This window comes from Streptomyces sp. NPDC051561 (assembly GCF_044454195.1).
Classification (GTDB): Bacteria; Actinomycetota; Actinomycetes; order Streptomycetales; family Streptomycetaceae; genus Streptomyces.
Genome location: NZ_JBITDM010000007.1, coordinates 166,008 through 187,085 on the forward strand (window position 1 = coordinate 166,008; position 21,078 = coordinate 187,085).

General features: G+C 71.2%; 16 protein-coding genes. 9 read left to right on the plus strand and 7 right to left on the minus strand.

The genetic code is table 11. The features are described 5' to 3' along the window. Nucleotides 1-60: 60 nt before the first annotated feature. From ACIA73_RS18440 to ACIA73_RS18455, 4 genes are all read left to right on the plus strand, one after another. Complete coding sequence (locus ACIA73_RS18440) at nucleotides 61-1,149, plus strand: WD40/YVTN/BNR-like repeat-containing protein (protein ID WP_399439595.1); 1,089 nt, start codon at nucleotides 61-63, stop codon at nucleotides 1,147-1,149. A 31-nt stretch (nucleotides 1,150-1,180) separates the two neighbouring features. Beyond that, nucleotides 1,181-1,858 carry a uracil-DNA glycosylase gene (locus ACIA73_RS18445; protein WP_399439596.1) on the plus strand — a complete coding sequence of 226 codons (678 nt, stop codon included), beginning with the start codon at nucleotides 1,181-1,183 and terminating at the stop codon, nucleotides 1,856-1,858. Further along, a complete protein-coding gene (locus ACIA73_RS18450; protein WP_399439597.1) occupies nucleotides 1,859-2,884 on the plus strand; it encodes an N-acetylglucosamine kinase in 1,026 nt (341 codons plus the stop codon). It begins immediately after the preceding gene. Nucleotides 2,885-2,989: 105 nt separating this feature from the next. After that, a complete protein-coding gene (locus ACIA73_RS18455; protein WP_399439598.1) occupies nucleotides 2,990-3,913 on the plus strand; it encodes a sirohydrochlorin chelatase in 924 nt (307 codons plus the stop codon). Between the two features lie 122 nt (nucleotides 3,914-4,035). Here ACIA73_RS18455 and ACIA73_RS18460 read toward each other — a convergent pair whose 3' ends face one another. The 3 genes from ACIA73_RS18460 to ACIA73_RS18470 form a co-directional block, all read right to left on the minus strand. Beyond that, nucleotides 4,036-5,109: a lactonase family protein gene (locus ACIA73_RS18460; protein WP_399439599.1), complete on the minus strand. Its 1,074-nt coding sequence runs from the start codon at nucleotides 5,107-5,109 to the stop codon at nucleotides 4,036-4,038. 136 nt (nucleotides 5,110-5,245) lie between these two features. Continuing rightward, the gene (locus ACIA73_RS18465) at nucleotides 5,246-6,346 is read right to left on the minus strand and encodes a nitric oxide synthase oxygenase (protein WP_399439798.1); all 1,101 of its coding nucleotides are present in this window, start codon (nucleotides 6,344-6,346) and stop codon (nucleotides 5,246-5,248) included. A gap of 552 nt (nucleotides 6,347-6,898) precedes the next feature. After that, nucleotides 6,899-8,416 carry an FUSC family protein gene (locus ACIA73_RS18470; protein ID WP_399439600.1) on the minus strand — a complete coding sequence of 506 codons (1,518 nt, stop codon included), beginning with the start codon at nucleotides 8,414-8,416 and terminating at the stop codon, nucleotides 6,899-6,901. A 302-nt stretch (nucleotides 8,417-8,718) separates the two neighbouring features. On the opposite strand from ACIA73_RS18470, the gene ACIA73_RS18475 reads away from it, so the two are divergent. Together ACIA73_RS18475 and ACIA73_RS18480 are read left to right on the plus strand one after the other, a co-directional pair. Beyond that, complete coding sequence (locus ACIA73_RS18475) at nucleotides 8,719-9,237, plus strand: Lrp/AsnC family transcriptional regulator (protein WP_399439601.1); 519 nt, start codon at nucleotides 8,719-8,721, stop codon at nucleotides 9,235-9,237. Nucleotides 9,238-9,266: 29 nt separating this feature from the next. Continuing rightward, nucleotides 9,267-9,962, plus strand: a complete 696-nt coding sequence (locus tag ACIA73_RS18480) for an HAD family hydrolase (RefSeq protein WP_399439602.1) — start codon at nucleotides 9,267-9,269, stop codon at nucleotides 9,960-9,962. Nucleotides 9,963-10,056: 94 nt separating this feature from the next. On the opposite strand, the gene ACIA73_RS18485 is transcribed toward ACIA73_RS18480, so the two are convergent. Then, the gene (locus tag ACIA73_RS18485; RefSeq protein ID WP_399439603.1) at nucleotides 10,057-10,209 is read right to left on the minus strand and encodes a hypothetical protein; all 153 of its coding nucleotides are present in this window, start codon (nucleotides 10,207-10,209) and stop codon (nucleotides 10,057-10,059) included. 293 nt (nucleotides 10,210-10,502) lie between these two features. Between ACIA73_RS18485 and ACIA73_RS18490 the strand changes: the two genes are divergently transcribed. Further along, nucleotides 10,503-14,018, plus strand: coding sequence for a M28 family peptidase (locus tag ACIA73_RS18490; RefSeq protein ID WP_399439604.1), 3,516 nt, complete (start codon nucleotides 10,503-10,505; stop codon nucleotides 14,016-14,018). A gap of 281 nt (nucleotides 14,019-14,299) precedes the next feature. Then, on the plus strand, nucleotides 14,300-15,358 hold the full coding sequence (locus ACIA73_RS18495; RefSeq protein ID WP_399439605.1) for a YncE family protein: 1,059 nt from the start codon (nucleotides 14,300-14,302) through the stop codon (nucleotides 15,356-15,358). 120 nt (nucleotides 15,359-15,478) lie between these two features. Here ACIA73_RS18495 and ACIA73_RS18500 read toward each other — a convergent pair whose 3' ends face one another. Both ACIA73_RS18500 and ACIA73_RS18505 read right to left on the minus strand, forming a co-directional pair. Further along, nucleotides 15,479-16,111, minus strand: a complete 633-nt coding sequence (locus tag ACIA73_RS18500) for a DedA family protein (RefSeq protein ID WP_399439606.1) — start codon at nucleotides 16,109-16,111, stop codon at nucleotides 15,479-15,481. Nucleotides 16,112-16,190: 79 nt separating this feature from the next. Further along, complete coding sequence (locus ACIA73_RS18505) at nucleotides 16,191-16,760, minus strand: TetR/AcrR family transcriptional regulator (protein WP_399439607.1); 570 nt, start codon at nucleotides 16,758-16,760, stop codon at nucleotides 16,191-16,193. A 152-nt stretch (nucleotides 16,761-16,912) separates the two neighbouring features. Between ACIA73_RS18505 and ACIA73_RS18510 the strand changes: the two genes are divergently transcribed. Further along, nucleotides 16,913-18,376 carry an MFS transporter gene (locus ACIA73_RS18510; protein ID WP_399439608.1) on the plus strand — a complete coding sequence of 488 codons (1,464 nt, stop codon included), beginning with the start codon at nucleotides 16,913-16,915 and terminating at the stop codon, nucleotides 18,374-18,376. On the opposite strand, the gene ACIA73_RS18515 is transcribed toward ACIA73_RS18510, so the two are convergent. After that, nucleotides 18,333-20,288 (minus strand): acyl-CoA dehydrogenase, encoded by a 1,956-nt coding sequence (locus ACIA73_RS18515; RefSeq protein ID WP_399439609.1) that lies wholly within the window; start codon nucleotides 20,286-20,288, stop codon nucleotides 18,333-18,335. The genes ACIA73_RS18510 and ACIA73_RS18515 overlap by 44 nt on opposite strands. Nucleotides 20,289-21,078: the final 790 nt, after the last annotated feature.

Sequence of the window (21,078 nt, forward strand, 5' to 3'; positions counted from 1 at the left end):
CAGTGGTGGGGTGCAGACTGGCCGATACCTGGAGACAACGAAGTCTGGGAGGTGTCGGCCATGTCCGACGTTCTGCTCGCTGTAGGCACACGCAAGGGACTCTTCCTCGGCCGCAGGCGCGGTGGCGGGGAGTGGGAGTTCGACGGACCGCATTTCAACGCGCAGGCGGTGTACGCGGTGGGGATCGACCGCAGCGCGGACACCCCCCGGCTGCTGGTGGGCGGGGACAGTGCGCACTGGGGCCCTTCGGTGTTCCACTCCGACGACCTGGGGGCGACCTGGACGGAGCCCTCGCAGCCCTCCGTCAAGTTCCCGAAGGACACCGGCACTTCACTGGAGCGGGTGTGGCAGCTGCATCCGGCGGGGCCCGCCGCACCGGGGGTGGTGTACGCGGGGACCGAGCCTGCGGCGCTGTACCGCTCGGCGGACCGGGGGGAGACCTTCGCGCTGGTGCGTCCGCTGTGGGAGCATCCGACGCGTTCGCAGTGGGTGCCCGGCGGGGGCGGTGAGGCGGTGCACACCGTGGTGACCGATCCGCGGGACGCGGACGCGGTGACGGTGGCGGTGTCGACGGCCGGGGTGTTCCGGTCGCGGGACGGCGGGGAGAGCTGGGCGCCGTCGAACAAGGGAGTGTCCGCGGTCTTCCTGCCGGACCCCGACCCGGAGTTCGGCCAGTGCGTGCACAAGATCTCGCAGGATGCCGCCGATCCCGACCGGCTGTATCTGCAGAACCACTGGGGCGTCTACCGCAGCGACGACGCGGGGGCCAACTGGACGGACATCGGCGCGGGGCTGCCGTCCACGTTCGGCTTCGCGGTGGCCGCGCATCCGCACCGGGGGGACACGGCGTACGTCTTCCCGATCACGGCGGACTCCGACCGGGTGCCCGCGGACCGCAGGTGTCGCGTCTACCGGACCTCGGACGCCGGCAAGAGCTGGGAGCCGCTGACGGCCGGCCTGCCGCAGGAGGAGCACTTCGGGACGGTGCTGCGCGACGGCATGTGCACGGACGACAACGACCCGGCGGGCGTCTACTTCGGCAACCGCAACGGGGAGGTCTTCGCGAGCGACGACGACGGGGACAGCTGGCGGCAGGTCGCCTCGCATCTGCCGGACGTGCTCTGTGTGCGGGCGGCGGTGATCGGCTGATTGTCGGACCGGCCCAGTAGAGTGACGCCCTGTGACAGCAAGACCGTTGAAAGAGAGCGTCGAGCCCGGCTGGGCGGACGCACTGGAACCCGTGGCCGGACAGATCGCCGCGATGGGCGACTTCCTGCGGGCGGAAGTCGCCGCGGGGCGCACCTACTTGCCGGCGGGCGCCAACGTACTGCGGGCGTTCCAGCAGCCGTTCGACGAGGTACGGGTCCTGATCATGGGCCAGGACCCGTATCCGACGCCGGGGCACGCGGTGGGGCTGAGCTTCTCGGTGGCACCGGACGTCCGCCCAGTGCCCGGCAGCCTGGACAACATCTACCGGGAGATGCACGCCGACCTCGGCCACCCGCGCCCTTCGGACGGGGACCTCACCCCGTGGACCCGGCAGGGGGTGCTGCTGCTCAACAGGGCGCTCACCACCGCACCTCGCAAGCCCGGCGCCCACCGGGGCAAGGGCTGGGAGCAGGTCACCGAGCAGGCGATCCGGGCGCTGGTGGCGCGCGGCAAGCCGCTGGTGGCGGTGCTCTGGGGCAGTGACGCCCGCAGGCTGAAGCCGCTGCTCGGCGATGTGCCGTGCGTGGAGTCGGTGCATCCCTCGCCGATGTCGGCGGACCGCGGGTTCTTCGGGTCGCGGCCGTTCAGCCGGACCAATGAGCTGCTGGCGGGGCAGGGAGCGGCCCCGGTGGACTGGCAGTTGCCGTAGGTGAAGGACACGGGGTACGTACTGGGGGTCGACTCCGGAGGGTCCGGCGTCCGCTTCGCGCTGGCGCGCGTCGGGGACACGGACCGTGCCGGGGGCGCTGATCGCGCCGGGGACGCCGACCGTGCCGGGCCGCTGACCGCGCCCGTGGTGTCCGGTACGCCGGTGCGCACCGGCCCCGGCGGGATCGAGGCCGGGCACCTGATGGAGCAACTGGCGCCCGCCGCACGGGAGTTGCTGGCCCGGGTGGGCGGTGACGGCTTTGCCGCCGTATGCGTCGGGGCGGCCGGGATGGCCACCCTGGGCGACGAGTTGCGGGCGCGGCTGCCCGGACTGCTGGTACGGGAGTGGGGTGTGCGGCGGGTCGCGCTGGCCGCCGACGCGGTGACCGCGTACGCGGGTGCGCTGGGGCTGCGGGCGGGGGCGGTGGTCGCCGCCGGTACCGGGCTGATCGGCGTCGGCACCGATCTGGTGCGGTGGCGGCGGGCCGACGGCTGGGGGTACTTGCTGGGCGACTGCGGCGGTGGGGCCTGGATCGGGCGGGCCGGCCTGGAGGCGGCGATGCGGGCCTTCGACGGGCGGGACGGCGGGAGTGCCGCGTTGCTCGCGCGGCTGGAGAAGGCGTTCGGGCCCGCGGCCGGGGTGCCCGGACAGCTCTATCCACGCAGCGACCGGGCCGCGGTGCTGGCCTCGTTCGCTCCCGAGGTGGCCCGCTGCGCGGCGGAGGATCCGGTGGCGGCGGGAATCCTGCGGGAGGCGGCGCGGCACATCGCGGGGACAACGGCGGCGGTGTGTCCGGCGGAGGGCGGCGAGGTGGCGCTCACCGGTGGGCTGTTGAAACTCGGGGACGTACTGCTGGAACCGCTGCGCACGGAGATTTCCGTACAAGTGCCGCGGGCCCGGCTGGTTCCGGCGGCCGGGGATCCACTCGACGGGGCGCTGTTGATCGCCGCACAGTTGGCGCACGACGAGCCATCATTTCCGTACGATCCACGCATGTTGGATGTATACGGACATCAAACCCGTTGAATTGCCGCGCATTCACCGTCATTCACTGGATAAATCGGGACAGATACCGCTCGAATACACCCTCCCCGAACGCCCGCACCCGTTAAGCCAGTAGCATGCGGCGCCATGAGCTCCCCCACTGGGCCCGCTTCCGGCCTGCCTGTACGAATGCCGCGCCCACGCCAGCCCGGACGCCACCGTCGTCCGGAGCCCGTGGCCGCTCCCGAGGGCGCACCCGCGCTCGTTCTCGCCGTTCCCGGCGAGCCGACCACCGCCACGCGAAGCCTGGCGGAAGAACTCCTGAGCATCGCCCGCTCCGAGCTGCCGGGCCTCGACGCCCGGATCGGCTACCTGGACGGCGACGACCGGAGCGAGTACCCGACGCTGGACGCCGTGCTCGCGCACGCCGCCGCCGAGCGCACCGCCCGCTACGAGCTGGCCCTGGCGGCCGGCCGCGAGGTGGCGAAGCCCGAGGGCCCCGTCGCCGTCGTGGTGCCGCTGCTCGCCGGTCCCGAGGCCGCGACGATGCGCCGGATACGGCAGGCACTGGTGGACAGCCACGCCGCCGCCGAGCTGACCGACGTACTCGGACCGCACCCGCTGCTCGCCGAGGCGCTGCACGTACGCCTCTCCGAGGCCGGTCTGTCGCGCGCCGACCGCGCCCGGCTGTTCACGGTCGCCACCGCGGCCGACGGCATCGTGCTGGCCACCGTCGGTGGCGAGGAAGCCGTCCAGGCGGCCGGCATCACCGGCATGCTGCTGGCCGCGCGCCTCGCCGTACCGGTGATGGCGGCGGCGCTGGACGAGGAGGGCTCGATCGCCTCCATCGCCGAGCAGCTGCGCGGTTCCGGTTCGGCCAACCTGGCGCTCGCGCCGTACCTGATCGGCCCGGAGGTCGCCGCCGACCTGCTGGAGACGGCCGCCAAGGAGGCAGGCTGCGCGTTCGCCGAGCCGCTCGGCGCCTACCCGGCGATCGGCAAGCTGGTGCTCTCGCAGTACACGACCGCGCTGGGCATCACGCCGCAGCCGCAGGGGGCCCCGGTCCACTGACCGAGGTTCACGCACGCCTCACGCACGCATGGGGAAGGGCCCGCACCGGACAGCCGGATGCGGGCCCTTCCCCATGCGTGAGGTTCCCCGTGCGCGAGGTTCCCCCGTGCGCAAGCCCGGAATCAGCCGAAGATCACGCAGGACGCCGCCGGGGCCTCCACCGACCCGCCCCGCTGCGGAATACCGCTCCCGGGGTCGATGTCGAACCAGGTGACGTCCCCGGAGCGCTCGTTGGCCGCGTACAGATGACGGCCCGCCGGGTCGATGGCCAGGTCGCGCGGCCAGTGCCCGCCGCAGGGCACCGTGGTGCGCAGCTCGGCGCGTGCGCCGCCGTCGGAGAGGCCGAGCACGGAGATGCTGTCGTGGCCCCGGTTGGCGACCCACAGGAAGCTTCCGTCGCGGGCGACGACGGCCTCGGAGGCGTAGCTGGGGCCCTCGGTGCCCTCCGGGACCAGCGGGACCTCCGAGAGGGGCGTGAGCGTGCCGGTGGCGGTTTCCCAGCGGCAGACCGTGACGGTGGGGGTCAGCTCGTTCACCACGTAGGCGTACGAGCCCTCCGGGTGGAAGGCCAGGTGGCGGGGGCCGCTGCCGGGCCGCAGGGCGACCTCCGAGGTCACCGCCAGGGTTCCGGTGGCGGTGTTGAGCGTACAGACGCGGACCGAGTCGGTGCCGAGGTCCACGCTCAGCACCCGGCTCCCGGAAGGGTCGGGCAGCACCTGGTGGGCGTGCGGCCCCTCCTGCCGGGACACGTCCGGGCCGCTGCCCAGGTGGTGCAGGACGCAGGACGCCTCGCCCGGGGTTCCGTCGTCGTGCAGCGGGAGCACGGTGACGCTGCCGGAGCCGTAGTTCGCGGCGAGCAGGTGTCCGTCGGCGAGCGCGAGGTGGGTGGGCGAGCCTCCGCCGACCGGCACCGGCTCCCCCAGCTTGGCGAGCCGCAGGTCGAAGGCCGCGACCGCGCCCTCCTCACGCTCGCTCACCGCGTACACGGTCCGGCCGTCGGCGGCGAGCGCCAGGTACGAGGGGTCGGGCACGGCATCGGTCGCGTCGAGCACCGTGAGGGCGCCGGTCGCCGGGTCCACGGCCGCGGCGATGACGCCACGACCGCCCGCCGAGGTGAACGAGCCGATGAAGGCGCGCGCCCCCGGGCCGTCGGGGTGTCCTGCGGGCTGTGCCTGAGATGCCGTGCTGCTGCTCACCGTGCAGCCTCTTTCCGCGAGTTCGAGGTGTGGGCACGCGCCTGCGGGTGCGTGCCGGGCCGACGGTAGCAGGGCGGTCTAGACCAAAATCGGGGTGTCCGTGCGGAGGCACCCGGCAGGGTGGGGACGCAGGCTCTCAGTACGGGCCCTCGCCCCGCGCCCGCACCAGGGCGTCCTCGTGGTGCGTGAACAGCGGGGTGAGCTCGGTGTTGTCGTAGGTCCGGTGGAAGACCGGGGTCGCCGCGCTCGACATCGGCGGCACGATCCACGACCAGTCGGCGGCGACCTCACGTCCTCTGGCCTCCTCGCGCTCCAGGTGGGTGAGGAAGCGCTCGGACTCGGTGTGGTGGTCTGCCATGGTGACGCCCGCGCGGTCGAAGGAGTGCAGTACCGCCCGGTTGAGTTCGACCAGCGCGCGGTCCTTCCAGAGCGAGCGGTCGGTGCTGGTGTCGAGGCCGAGGCGTCGGGCGAGCGGCTCCAGGAGGTTGTAGCGGTCCGCGTCGGCGAGGTTGCGGGCACCTATCTCGGTGCCCATGTACCAGCCGTTGAAGGGTGCGCAGGGATAGCAGATCCCCCCGATCTCAAGGCACATGTGGGAGATCGCCGGGACCGCGTGCCAGCGCAGCCCCCACTCCTGCGCCCAGGTGTCCTCGGGGTGCGCCAGCGGGACTTCGAGTACCGCGTCGTCCGGCAGTTGGTACTGCCGCGGCTTCTCGTCGCTGCCCTGCACGATCAGTGGCAGTACGTCGAAGGCGGTGCCGGGGCCACCGCGCCAGCCCAGGCGCATGGCGAGTTCGGTGAGGCCGGTGTTGCGGGGGTCGCCGACGATGTCGCCGCCGGCCGCGGTGTAACCGGCGTACCGGATCAGCTGTTCGTTCCAGATGCGGGGGCCCGGGCGGGCCGGGGTGTCCGGGGCGAAGATTGTGATCAGGGGGCGGACCCGGCCGCCGTTTCCCGCCTCGCGGAGGTGGTCGGCGCACTCGCGGGCGACGCTCTCGGCGTCGCTGATGTGGCGGAGGTCGCGGACGCGCAGGGAGTTCCAGTAGAGACGGCCGATGCAGCGGTTGCTGTTGCGCCAGGCGACACGGGCGCCGAAGGCGAGTTCGCCCGGGGTGTGCCGGTAGGTGCCGGTGGCGTCGATCTCCGCGTGCACGGCGGCGAGGCGGGCGGCCGGGTCGCCGTGGGCGGGCTGTTCGTGGCGGTGCAGGCGGATGAAGTCCTCGGCGAGGCGATGCAGTTCCTCGGGGGCGAGGGCGTAGGCCCGGTTGTCCGGTTCGCCGGGGACGGGCGCGGTGTACGCACCGGAGTGGCCCGGCCGGGTGCTGCCGCCGTGGCTGACCGGGCAGCGCGCGGGCTCCGCTTCCCCGGCGCCGGGGGCTGTCCCGGTGCCGAAGGCCCGGTCGTGCCGTTCGGGGCTCGACGTCGGGGCGCCGGGAGGAGTGGGAGTGCGGCCGTGCTGGTCGGCGGGGTCGGGGCGGGGGCCCGCCTGTGCGGGTACGCGGCCGGATCCGGAGGGGGCGGCCTGGGGCCCCGTCCGCCCGGAGTCGAACCATCCGCCGCCGTGAGCATGCGGCTCCGCCCCGTGCGGGCCGGTGGGCGGGGTTACCGCAGCGGGCTCGCCACCCGGGCCGGATATGGGGCCGACGGCTCGCTGAAGATCATTACGCATCCTGCTCGTATCCCCAGGCATCGAAGAATCACGCGGATCACGGCCCGGAATTCCACGCCTCCGGGCCGTTCTTCCGCATGATGCCGCCGGGTTTACCCCCGATGTACGCCGATCACCCGGTTACGCGGGCACCAACGGGGAGCGCGGAGAAGTGCGCAGCGGCGCGGCGAGCGCGGCGAGCGCCCTTTCGAGTTCGGTGAGGTGCGTCAGTGCGGCCTCGGCGCCGGGGTGGTGGGGCCGCGGTGCGGGTACGTCGACAAGCGCGACCGGCACCGGGAGGAGTGCCGCCGCCCGCTCCGGTGCGACCAGCGCCTCCACCGCCGCCTCGACCCTGGCGCACGCCGCCGTCAGCCGGGCGTCGTGCGAGGCGTCGGGGTCGGCGGCCACGGCGGCGAACGCGCGGACCAGACGGGCGCAGTCGTCGAGCAGTCCGGCCACCTGGCGGGCGCGGGCCTTGCGGGCGCGCAGCGGGCTGATCGGGTGCAGCAGCGGGCCCAGCGAGAGGCGGACGCGGCCGAGGAGCAGTTCGAGTTCGGCGGCGCGCGGGGCGGGGTCGGCCTGCTCGTCCCCGGCCAGTCGGCGGGCGGCCTCGGTGGTGCAGTGGCGGACGCAGTGCAGGGCGCGCTGGATCCAGGCGTCGGTGGAGGAGTGTGTGGTGATCGGCAGGATCACGGCGACGGCGAGGGCCGCGCCGAGTGCGCCGACGGCGGTCTCCTGGACGCGCAGCACGAGCAGCCCGGGGTGCAGGACGCCCAGCAGCCCGTACAGCAGACCGGCCATGACGGTGACGAAGAACATCATCCAGCTGTAGCTCGGCCCGGCCGTGTAGAAGATGCCGAAGACACAGACGGCGACCAGCGCCGCGGTGGGCGCGGGTGCCCCGTCGAGCGGGATGGCGATCAGGAATCCGGCGGCGATGCCCAGGACGGTGCCCAGCACCCGGCGGAAGCCGCGGACCAGGGTTTCGCCGCGCGAGGTGGTGTTGACGAAGATCCACCAGGCGGCGCCGACGGCCCAGTACCAGCGGTCCTGCGAGAGCACTTGACCGATCGCGAGGGCGAACCCGCAGGCGGCGGTGACCTGGAAGGCCTGCCGGGTGGTGGGCCTGGCGAAGCCGAGACCGGTGAGCGGGGCGGGGGCGGCGGGCGGCGGGGTGCGCCGCTCGATGCGCCACAGGCCGAAGCGCACGGTGGCCGCGACGGCGACGGCGAGCGCCACGGCGCCGTACAGCTCCGGAAGCTGACCGGGGACGGCGTGCAGGAACTGGGTGACGAAGAACATCATGAAGCCGAAGGTGCCGAGCGCGTGTCCGCGTGGCCCCCACCGCCTGGCGTACGCCCCGGCCAGCACCACGGCGAGGAAGGCCAGGTCACGCGGGAGCGGGTGGTCATGGAGGAGGGTGGCCAGGGCGAGGACGGGGAAGCCGGCGGCGGGCAGCAGGGCCGTGGTGACGGCCTGCCGCCCCACGGTCGGGTCCTGGACGGTGAAGAGCGCGAGCAGCGCGGCGAGACCGCCGACGATGGACGCGGTCAGCGACATCCCGCAGAGCTCGGCGACGGCGACCGCGCCGCCAATGCCGAGGACGGCGCGGGTGGAGACCCGCAGACGCAGCAGGCCAGGATCCGGTGCATGGAACATCCTCTTCACAGCGGCGGCCCCGCCCCCTTCGTGTTCGTGTACGTGCCAGGTCTCGTGTGCGTGCGTTCTCGTGTGCGTGCGGTCTCGTGCCGTCGTGCTCGGGCATGCAAAAGGCGCCGCGGGCCGGGCAGGGCGTCATCGCCTCGCCTGGCCGCTGCGCGGCGCCGTCAAGAGCAGCGATCAAGCAGTCAGTACGCAGAGGAAAGCATTAAGTGGGACAGTGGCTCAACTCGCTCTGCGAGGACTGAGCCATTGGCCCAGTGTTCAGAGGTACGGCAGGACCACGAGGAGACCAACGGACCATGGCGGTCGACGCACTCGACACCCGCATCCTGAAGCTGCTGATCGAGCAGCCGCGCACGAGCGTGCGCGAGTACGCCCGGATCCTGGGCATCGCGCGCGGCACCCTCCAGGCGCGGCTCGACCGGCTGGAGCGGGAGGGGGTGATCACCGGAACGGGTCCTTCCCTCTCCCCCGCCGCGCTGGGGCACCCGGTGCTGGCATTCGTCCATGTCGAGGTGACCCAGGGGCATCTGGTCGAGGTCGGGGACGCGCTCGCCGGGGTGCCCGAGATCGTGGAGGCCTTCTCGATCACGGGCGGCGGCGACCTGCTGACCAGGGTGGTGGCGCGGGACGCGGGCCACCTGGAGGACGTGATCCAGCGGCTGATCCAGCTGCCTGGAGTGGTCAGGACCCGGACGGAGGTGGCCCTCAGGGAGCGGGTGCCGCACCGGTTGCTGCCACTGGTGGAGGCGATCGGAAAGGCGGCGGGCGCCCGCGGCGGGTCGACTGCCGAGCCCCGTGACGGGCGTCCTCGCTGACCACCGGGCCGATGTCTCAGACTGAGCCCATGAGCACTTCGCGCCCCCTTTCGGTCATCTTCGATCTCGACGGCACGCTGGTGGACAGTGAGCCGAACTATTACGAGGCCGAGCGCCGCCTCCGCGCCCGATACGGCCTCCCGGACCACAGCTGGGAGGAGCACAGCCGCTTCATCGGGATCGGGACCCGCGAGACGCTGCAGGCCCTGCGCGACCAGTACGGAATCGCGACGGATGTGGACACGCTGCTGGCCGAGAACAACGGGTTCTATCTGGAGCTGGCCCGCACCTCGACCGAGGTGTTCCCCGAGATGCGCAAGCTGGTGGAGCGGCTGCACACTGAGGGGGTGCCGATGGCGGTGGCCTCGGGTTCCTCGCGGGAGGCGATCGTGGCGGTGCTCGCGGGAACGGGGCTGGACGCGCAGCTCGGCGAGGAGGCGGGCGGGGTGATCGTCTCTGCGGAGGAGGTCGCCCATGGCAAGCCCGCGCCGGACGTCTTCCTGGCGGCCGCGGCCCGGCTGGCGGCGGAGCCCGGCTACTGCGCGGTGTTCGAGGACGCGGCGCCCGGGGTGACGGCGGCGTTCGCGGCGGGGATGCGCTGCCTGGCGGTTCCGTATGTACGGGGCAGTGAGGACGATCCGGCGTTCGCCGCAGCGGACCTCCTCCTCCGGGGCGGCCACGCGGACTTCACGGCGGAGGCGGCGTACGTCTGGCTGGGGATCTGAGGCTCGGGCGGGCACGGAGGGGTCGGGTGCGCCGGGTGACGCACCCGACCGGGGATCGCTTCAGTGGCGCCGGTGGTGGATACGGCCGCCACGGTCAGGGCCGGAAGGCGTCGGGCACCAGGTCCGCGGGACCGGTGAGGACCACCTCGTTGAGGTGGAGGGCGCTGACGATCGGGGCGGGTACGGTGCCGAGCGCGCGTCCCTCCGCCGCGAGGACGTCGGTACGTCCACCGTCCGGGACGTCCACGTCCGGGACGTGCGCCGGGCGGGCGCGCGACCGAAGCGTGCGGTGAGCCGCTCGCACCCGATGGTCGGGTCGCGCCCGCCGAACTGTCAACGCGCGTGCCGCAGTTGAGCCTTGGCCGACCCGCTGGACACGGGCCCATAACCCCCGTCGTATGCCCTTCCGGGATGCCCCCAGTCGTCATGTCCACGCCCATACTCGCGACGTACACGTGAAGCACATGTGTCGTACCCGTACGCATGCGCACACAGCGACGCACATGTCTCTCCCACCCCCACCCACGATCGGAGTGGACGTTGCAGCCCACCAGATGGACGGCCACCGTGGCGGCGCTCGCGCTGACCGCAGGCCTCGTGAGCACGCTCGCGGGCACCGCGAGCGCCGCACAGCAGGACCCGAAACCCGCCCCGTCCCCGCAGGCCGAGTCCGCGGCGCGTGCGATCGCCGCAGCCGACCAGGCCGTGCGGAGCGGGATGGACAACGCGGTCAACGCCGCGTCCCAAACGTATGAAAGACGCCTGGTCACGCCCTGGGTGAAGGATCTGTACTCGGTGGCGTACGAGCGAAGATACCGAGGCCTCCCGGTCGTCGGCGGTGATGCGGTGGTCCTCGCCGACGGCCAGGGCAATGTCCGCTCGCTCCAGTCGGCCTCCGCCTCCCGCATCGATGTGGCGATCACCCCCTCCGTCACCGCGAAGCGCGCCGAGGCCCTCGCGCGCACCAAGCAGGCCAGGACCGACAAGGTCACCAGCAGCCGCCTGGTCGTGAAGATCAAGGACGGCAAGCAAGTACTGGCCTGGGAGACGGTGCTGAACGGCCGTCAGGCCAAGGCGCCCAGCACGCTGCATGTCTTCGTGGACGCGCGGACCGGCAAGTACCTGGACAGTTACGACGACGTGGTCGCCGGCACCGCGAACAGCAAGTGGAACGGCCCGGCCCCGGTCACCATCACCACCACCAACTCGGGCGGCACCTACTCCCTGCGCGACCCCAACCGCCCCGGCCTGAGCTGCGCGGACTACGCCACCGGAACGGTCTTCTCCAAGTCCACCGACACCTGGGGCAACGGCAACCCGACCTCCAAGGAGACCGGTTGTGCCGACCTCATGTTCGGCGCCCAGAAGCAGTGGGACATGCTCAGCCAGTGGCTCGGCCGCAACGGCGTCAACGGCCAGGGCCGCACCTTCCCCGCCAAGGTAGGGCTCAACGAGCTCAACGCCTACTGGGACGGCAGCTCGGTCACCATCGGCCGCAACAGCGCCAACGAGTGGATAGCCGGCGCGGACGTCGTCGCCCACGAGTACGGGCACGCCATCGACTCCAACACCCCCGGCGGCACCAGCGGCCAGGAATCCGGGCTCGGCGAGGGCACGGGTGACATCTTCGGTGCGCTGACCGAGGCGTACATGAACCAGCCGTCCCCGTACGACGTCCCCGACTACACCGTCGGCGAGATGATCAACCTCCAGGGGCGCGGCCCGATCCGCAACATGTACAACCCGCCGGCCGTGAACAACGACCCGGCCTGCTACAGCTCCTCGATTCCCGGCACCGAGACGCACGCCGCCGCGGGCCCGCTGAACCACTGGTTCTACCTGCTCGCCGAAGGCACCAACCCCGGTGGCGGCAAGCCCAGCTCCAGCACCTGCAACCAGTCCACGCTGACCGGTGTCGGCATCCAGAACGCCGGAAAGATCTTCTACGGCGGCATGCTGATCAAGACCAGCAGCATGAGCTACAAGAAGTACCGTACGGCGACGCTGACCTCGGCCAAGAACCTGGACCTGGCGACCTGCAACCTCTTCAACAAGACCAAGGCGGCCTGGGACGCGATCAGCGTGCCCGCGCAGCCCGGTGACCCGACCTGTGTGCCCGACGGACAGAACGCCGACTTCTCGATGGTGCTCAACCCCACCTCCGGCACCGTCCAGCAGGGCAGCGCGGTGAACACAGCCGTCACCACCAACACCACGACCGGCAACGCCCAGCAGGTGACGCTGTCCGCGAGCGGTCTGCCCGCCGGGGTCACCGCGTCGTTCAACCCGGCCACCGTGCAGTCCGGCCAGTCCTCGACGCTGACGCTTACGGCCACCGCGAACGCGGCGCCCGGCAGCTCCACGATCGTCGTCAAGGGCCAGGGCACCACGCTGTCCCACACGGTCGACTACGCGCTGAACGTCGGCGGCACCGTGCCCCCGACCGACCCGCCGAACATCAGCGTCGACAACATCCGCGCGCACCTCACCCAGCTCAACACCATCGCCACCCAGAACGGCGGCAACCGCCGTGCGGGCAGCGCCGGTTACACCCAGTCGCTGGCGTATGTGAAGGGCAAACTGACGGCGGCCGGCTTCCAGGTCTCCGAGCAGGCGTGCACCACCTGCACCTACCCCTCCAACAACCTGATCGCCGACTGGCCGGGCGGCCCCGCCGACCAGACGATCATGTTCGGCGCACACCTCGACGGCGTCTCCGCGGGGCCCGGAATCAACGACAACGGCTCGGGTTCGGCGACGCTGCTGGAGAACGCGCTCGTCCTCGCCGAGAAGAACCCGACGATGACCAAGCACGTCCGGTTCGCCTGGTGGACCGACGAGGAGCAGGGCCTCAACGGCTCGGAGTTCTACGTCAACCGGCTGACCGCCGCCCAGCGCGCGACCATCAAGGGCTACTACAACTTCGACATGGTCGGCTCGACCAACGCCGGCTACTTCATCAACAACGTCAACTCCACCACCGCCGCCCCGCTCAAGGCGTACTGGACCTCGCTGAACCTCGCCCCCGAGGAGAACGTCGAGGGCCAGGGCCGCAGCGACGACGCGTCCTTCCAGGCGGTCGGCATCCCGACCTCCGGTTACGCGGCAGGGGCCAGCGCCCGCAAGACGGCGGCACAGGCGCAGAAGTGGGGCGGTACGGCCAACTCGGCGTACGACTCCTGCTACCACAGCGCCTGTGACACCACAGCCAACATCAACGCCACCGTCCTGGACCGCAGCGCAGACGGCGTCGCCTACGCCGTCTGGAAGACCTCGGTCGGCACCGGCACCCCGGCCCAGGACTTCTCGGTCGGCGTCAGCCCGGCCTCCGGCAGCGCCAACCCGGGCGGTTCCACCACCGCCACCGTCAACACCATCACGGTGAGCGGCAACCCGCAGCAGGTCGCCCTGACCGTCTCCGGTGCCCCCGCCGGGGTCACCGCGACCGTCAGCCCGGCCTCGGTGCAGTCCGGCAGCAACGCCACGCTGAACGTCCAGGTCGGTGCGAGCACCGCCCCGGGCACCTACACCCTCACCGTCACCGGTACCGGCACGGTCGCCCACAGCACCACCTACACCCTGACCGTCGGCGGCGGCACCGGCTGCACGCCCCGCCAGGTCGTCACCAACGGCGGCTTCGAGAGCGGCAGCACCGGCTGGACGGCCACCTCGGGAGTCATCACCACCCAGGCGGGCCAGCCCCCGCACGGCGGCACCTACAAGGCATGGCTGAACGGCTGGGGCTCCGCCCGTACCGACAGCGCCTCCCAGTCGGTGACCATCCCGGCGGGCTGCGCCTCGTACAAGCTCGCCTTCTTCCTGCACATCGACACGGACGAGAACGAGAACGTGGTCTACGACCGCTTCACCGTGCAGGTCGGCAGCCAGACCCTCAAGACCTACTCCAACCTGGACGCCAACACCGGCTACACGGAGCAGACGTTCGACCTCGCGCAGTTCGCGGGGCAGACCGTGACGCTGAAGTTCACGGGTACGGAGGACCAGTCCCTCCAGACCTCGTACGTGGTGGACGACGTGACGCTCCAGGTGAGCTGACCCGAATCCGCTGCGGTGGATGCGGCGCCCGTTCCGGCTTCTCGGCCGGGGCGGGCGCCGTCCGTTGTCCGGGCGGGGGTACGGCTGACCGGGCGGGGACGCGCCAGCACGGGCGGGGACGCGCCTGTACGGGCGGGGCGGGTCGTCAACTCCCCTACTCGCGGCGATCGTTGTGACTCAGCCCACACCCCCTTCGATGTTTACTTAGGTAAGCCTAAGCTAAGTTTATCCACGTCGGCCTCCACCCAGGAGGCACTTCTGCCACAGGAGACGTACTTCGTATGTCCACGCTCACCCGTCACCTCCGCCGCACCGCCGCCACCGCCGTCGCGCTCGCCGCGGGCAGTTCCCTCGCCCTCACCGCGACCACCACCGCACACGCGGCGAAGCCCGCCGCCGGATCGACCGTGACCTCCGCACAGTTGACCGCCGGGCTCTACCAGTCGGCGTACTCGGAACGGAACAACGTGCTGTGGGCGACCGCCGCCGTGGGCCGTCCGCCGGTCACCAAGTCCTCGCTGCTGAAGGTCGACCCGGGCACCCTCAAGGTGAAGGCCACCTACACCCCGCCGGTCACCGACCCGGCCACCGGCGCCGTGGAGGCGGTCTACGGGGTCGCCGTCGACGACGAGCACAACACCGTCTGGACGACCAACACCCGTAACAACTCGGTGGCCGTCTACAGCCAGCGCGACGGCAAGCACCTGGCGACCCTGCCGAACGTGGCGCACGCCCGCGAGATCCTGGTCGACGCGCGGCACAACACGGTCTGGGCCAGCGGCTTCGGCGACGGCACCCTGGTCGCCTTCGACTCCCGTACCTACAAGGAGAAGAAGCGCGTCACCGTCGCGGGCACCCAGCCCACAGGCCTCGCCCTCAACGCGCGCACCGGCACCGTCTACGCGGCCGACCTGGGCGGCGACCGCATCGTGGAGGTGTCTCCCCGCGCCAAGGAGCCCCGCCTGATCCCCACCGGCGACGGCCCGATCTCCATCGCCCTGTCCGCCGACGGCCGCACCGCCTACACCGCCGACCAGGCCGCGGGCACCGTCTCGGTGGTCGACCTGCGCAAGGGAGCCGTCACCAAGTCCGTACCGACGGGCGCCGGGGCGCTGTCCGTCGCCGCCGACCCGCGCTCGGGCCGCGTCCTGGTCGCCAACCGCACCGCGGGCAATGTCACGGTCGTCGACCCGCGCAAGGGCACCGTCGTCGAGACTCTCGCCACCGGCGCCAACCCGAACCACATCACGGTGGCCCGCGGCTCGGCGTTCGTGGTCGACAAGTCAGCGGTCGGCGCGAACCGCGAGGACCAGGCGCACCGGATCCGCATCGGGCGCTGAGGCTCGGGCGCCGAGGTTCGGGTACCGAGCTTCGGGCGCTGAGCTTCGGGCGCCGTGTGACGACGGCTGTGGGGTCCGGTCTCCCCACCGGGCCGCACAGCCGTCGTGTGTCCACCGGGCCTACCCGGCCGCGAGTGGGCTGGTCCGTACCGCGGCCCGCCGACGGCGGACGAATCGCACACCCTCGTGCAGCAAGGTGATCGAGAACGCCAGTCCGAGACCGAGGGCCACACCGAGCAGCGGTTCGTGCTCGAAGGCGGCGCCACCGAGGTAGCCGAGGCCGGCGGAGTAGACGGCCCAGGTGGAGGCGGCGATCGCGTCGTAACGGGTGAAGGAACGGAGAGGGAAGCCGGTGGCCCCGGTGATGAGGGTGGCGGCGGTGCGGCCGCCGGGGATGTAGCGGGCGACGATCAGCACCAGTCCGCCGCGTTCGGCGAGGAGGGCGCCCACCCTGTCGTACGCACGCCGGGTCCTGCTGCCCGGCTTGAGCCGCGCGAAGATCCTGCTGCCCGACCTGCGGCCGATGGCGTAGGAGAGATGGTCCCCGGTGAAGGCGCCGAGCGCGGCGACCAGCACCACGAGCGGCAGTTGGGGTTCGCCGGTGGAGGCCGCGAAGACCCCCAGGGTGATCACCAGGGTCTCGCTGGGGACCACGGGGAAGAACCCGTCGAGTGCGGCGATGGCGAAGAGCACGACGTACACCCACGGGGTGCTGACGAAGCCTTCGACTGCCTGGATGATCGCGTCATTCATGACCGCAAATCTAGGAATCCGAGCAGGTCCTGACGGTGTGCCTTCGTCAGGACCTGCTCCTTACTTTCGTAAGGGACCTTCAGCGCAGCAGGTGGTCGACCAGCCCGTCGAGGTACTCCGGGGTGAGCGGGACCATGCCGAACAGAACGCGGATGTACATCGGGGCCATGATGTGGTCCAGCACGGCGAACGCGTCGAGGGCCTGCTCCCCGCGCTCGCCCGCCCGGTCGAGCATGGACTGCAATTGCCGCATGCGTTCGGCGCGGAGGCCGTCAGCCGCCGGGAGCCCCGGCCCGCCGTCGCCGGACAGCGCGACGGCCAGGCGCACCACCGCCAGACCGTCGGGTCCGGTGATCTCGCGGGCCACGTTGGCCGCGTAGGTGCGCAGGTCGCCTTCGAGGCTCCCGGTGTCGGGCATCGGCGACTGCTCGTTGAGGCGGCTGAGCGCCACCTCCGAGAGCAGGGCTTCCAGGCTGCCCCACCGGCGGTAGATGCTGCTGTCGGCCACCCCCGCGCGGGCCGCGACCTCGCCGACGGTGAAGTTGCCGTAACCGCGCTCCCTGACCAGGTCGGTGACGGCCCGGTGCACCTCCGCACCGATCCGGGCACTGCGCCCGCCGGGCCGCCGGGCTGCCTGTCGCTCACTCATGCACTCACCTTAACGCAGTTGGTACTTGCGTTTATGGGCGACCGTCCCTATGGTCTCCTAACGCAGTCACCGACTGCGTTAGAGCGCTCGGGCTGCTCAGGTGTTCTCCGGCAGGTGTTCTCCGGCGCAAGCGACGATCGAGAGGAATCCCCATGGCTGCATCGCATGCGGCACCAGCCGTAGGCAGTCGGTCGAACCGGGCCGCGCTGCTCACCGTGACCTGCCTGGGCCAGTTCATGGTCCTGCTCGACAACACGATCGTGGGAGCGGCCCTGCCCGACATGCAGCACCGGCTGCACACCGGGCTGACCGGTCTGCAATGGATCGTCGACGCCTATGTAGTGCTGGTCGCCATGCTGCTGCTGTCCGGCGGCATCTTCGCCGACCGGTTCGGCCGCAAGCGGGTGTTCCTGACCGGCGTGGTGGTGTTCACCGCCGCATCGGTGCTGTGCAGCCTCGCGCCCTCGGTGGGCTGGCTGGTGGTGGGCCGGGTGCTGCAGGGCATCGGGGCCGCGGCGTTGAGCCCTGCCTCGCTGGCGCTGCTCGCCGCCGCCCATCCCCGGCCGCAGGAACGCGTCAAGGCGATCGGGCTGTGGGCCGGACTCAGCGGAATCGGTCTGGCCGCGGGCCCGGTGGTCGGCGGTGTACTGACGGAGACCTTCGGCTGGCCCGCGATCTTTGTGGTCAATCTGCCCATCGGCCTGGTCCTTCTGGTGCTCGGTCTGCGCAGCCTCGAAGAGTCCCGCAATCCGGGCGCCCCCGCGATCGACATCCCGGGGACGGTGCTGTCCGTACTGGGAGTGGGGGCGCTGACCTATGGGCTGATCGAGGGCGGGGCCCGCGGCTGGACGTCGCCGGTGATCCTGGGCAGCTTCGCCGCCGGGGTGCTCCTCCTCGCCGCCTTCGTCGCCGTCGAAGCGCGCCGGGCCGCTCCGATGCTGCCGCTGCGGCTGTTCCGGCAGCGGCTGTTCACCGTGTCCAGCACCGCCATGGTCGTGGTGGGATTCGCACTGATGGGCTCGTCGTTCTTCTTCTCGCAGTTCTTCGTGTACGTCCAGGGCAGCTCGATCCTCCGTGCCGGACTGCAGACCCTGCCGGCCACCCTCGCCATGGTGATCGTCAGCCCGTACGCGGGCCGGCTCGCTGCCCGGCACGGCTTCCGTGTGGTGGTCACCGCCGGCCTGGCCCTGGCCGGTCTGGGGCTGGTGGCCCTCGGTACGGTGCACGCCGACACCGGCTACGGGAACGTGTGGTGGCGGCTGGCGATCATCGGCATCGGCTTCGCCCTGACCATGTCCCCGCTGACCGGAGCCGCCATTCAAGCGGTCAGCTCCCAGGAGGGCGGCCTCGCCTCGGGCATCAGCAGCACCACCCGGCAGATCGGCGCGGTGCTGGGTGTGGCGGTACTCGGCGCGGTCGTCCGCTCCCGGCAGTCCGGCGGTGCCTCCTTCGAGACCGGCCTCAACAGCGCCTTCGTCGCGGCCGGCGCCCTCACCTTGGCCACCGCGGTGTTCACCGGCCTCCTGTTGGCGCGGTCCGAGCCCGCACCGGCGCCCCTTGTGAGCCTCCCGCTCACCCCAGCAAGTCGGTCGCCCGCAGCATCTCCCGCGGAATAGCCCAGGCATCCACGAGGTCGCCCGCGAGCGGCCTGACCTTGCGGCAGAGGTCGTTCACCTCGCGGCTGATCGCCTTGGAACGCTGGACGGTCAGCCGGCCGTGCTCCATGAACCAGGCCCGGTCCGCCTCGATGGTGGAGAGCGCGAACAGGTCGCAGAGCAGCACGAGTGCGGCCCGGTTGCCGCCCTCGGGAAGCTGCCGCCACCCGTCGATGAAGGCCTCCAGGACCAGCCGCTCCACATGGACCCGGGCGACCGCGATGACATGGTCCTGCACCTGGGAGAAGACCGCGCCGGGGTGCCGCTTGTCGTCCATGCCGCGCTTGAGGCGGCGGGCCACCCCGGCGAGCATGTGCTCCTCGCGGAAGCGGAACATGGCGAGCTGGTACTCCGGGTCCAGCAGACCGGCCTCGCGGTCCCACTCGTCGCCGCCCGGCAGCAGGTCGCGCACCCGCTCCAGCAGCTTGTGCACGGAGGTCTTCTCGATGACCGTCTCGACGGCCATCGAGGTGACCTGGCGGACCATGCCGAGCTGGTCCAGGTCCTCGAACTCGCTGGCGTAGTCGGTGAGCAGCCCCTTGGCGACGAGCTGGAGCAGGACGTGGTTGTCGCCCTCGAAGGTGGTGAAGATGTCGGTGTCGGCCTTGAGGGCGGCGAACCGGTTGACGGCGAGATAGCCGGCGCCGCCGCACGCCTCGCGGCACTCCTGGACGGTACGGGTGGCGTGCCAGGTGCCGAGCGCCTTGGTGCCGGCGGCCCGCGCTTCGAGGCGGCGGCGGGCGTGCGCGTCGTCCGTGATGCCGGAGAAGACCTCGTGGAGCTGGGTGCGGGCCTGGTCCTGGGCGAAGTGGAGGGCGTAGGTTCGGGCGAGCAGGGGCAGCAGGCGGCGCTGGTGCAGTCCGTAGTCGAGGAGAAGCTGTTCCTCGGTGTCGGAGTCGGCGGTGAACTGGCGGCGCCGGTTGGCGTACTCGACCGCGATGGCCAGCGCGACCTTGGCGGCGTTGATGCCCGCGCCACCGATGCAGACACGTCCCTGGACCAGGGTGCCGAGCATGGTGAAGAAGCGCCGGGTGGGGTTCTCGATGGAGCTCTCGTAGACGCCCTCGGGGGTGACGTCGGCGAACCGGTTGAGCAGCGCCTTGCGCCCCACCCGCACCTGGTCGAACCGGATCCGGCCGTTGTCGACCCCGTTGAGGCCCATCTTGCGGCCGTCGTCCTCGATTCCCACGCCGGGCGCCACCTCGTCACCGTCCCGGATCGGCACGACGAAGGCGTGCACCCCCTCACGCTTCCCGCCGACCTCCAACTGGGCGAATACCACAGCGAGTTGACCGTGCCGGGCCGCATTGCCGATGTAATCCTTGCGGGCCTGGTCGTCGGGGGTGGTGAGGACGAACTCCTGGGTCCTCGGGTCGTACGTCGCGACCGTGCCCAGTGCCTGGACGTGCGAGCCGTGCCCGGTCTCGGTCATCGCGAAGCAGCCCATCAGCTTCCCGGTGATCACGTCCGGGAGGTACTTCGCGTGGTGCTCCTCGGTCCCCAGTTGCAGGATCGCCCCGCCGAACAGCCCGAACTGCACCCCGGACTTCACCAGCACCGAGAGATCCCCGAAAGCGAGCGTCTCGAACGCGGCGACCGAGGCGCCGATGTCACCGCCACCGCCGTACTTCGCCGGAAATCCCATCCCGGTCTGCCCGGTGGCCGCAAGCTCCACCACCACCTCGCGCACCCGCTCCCGGAACGCGTCGATCCCCAGTTCCTCGGCCTCCTCCAGCACCGAGGAGTACCTGGCGAGGTTGGCGCGGACGAGGTCGCGGATCTCCGCGTACTCGCCGTCGAGCAGTCCGGTCAGTGCCGGGACGTCGACCTCGGGCTGGACGTATGCGCTGGGGGTGGTGGTGTCGGTGGCCATGCAGGTTCGCTACCCCGTCGCGGGATGATCAAGCGGTGGGGCGGGGCCGTACGGCGCAATGGGCGCCACCCGGCGCCTTCGCCCCTGGGCGCCTTCGCTCCGAGCAGAGGCGCCGTCGTCCCAGGGCACCTCTTTCATCCCGAGCCAGGGCGCCTTCATCCCAAAAACGTGAGCCGCACCTGGCGCTGCGGGTTGACCTTGTTGGTGTCCACCAAACTCCGTTCAGGCAACCCACCGCACGGGAGCCTCCATTAAGGTCAAGTGCAAGGAGACGGCCCGGGGCCGGCTCGCGGCCAACGTCATCGGCGTGCTGACGCACTGCCCCTGGCCCGGCGTTTCTCTTCTTTCAGCACTGTCACGGCCTTTCCCGTCCGCACGGCGGAAAGTTCCTGGGAAGTCCCTCTGACAGGGCTGAAAGTCCCTAAAAAGCGCCTGGGTCCGTCACCTGCGGGCGCCGCCTTCCCTTTGCTCTACAGTGGCGCCATCTCAGCCGTTCCTCCTCTGCACGTTGGATCTCGAAGGCGGCTGAAGAGCAGTAACCAGCTAACGGTGGCCCTACAGGTTCCCCCTGGAGGCCTTGGTTGACGTCGTGTCCGAATCGGCCAACTTCTTGTTGGCCCTGCCGACACCTGACCGAGACTCGGAGAACATAGTGAGCAACGGTTGATCCCCCACCCTCAGACAGCGACCATAAGGGCCTTTTGCTTGAAATGTCGGCTTCCGTGAAAGTGAGTAAAACTCTCCACCGCGGATTGTAAATACGCTGCTCAGCAGCTGTGGTCCCCGCGCA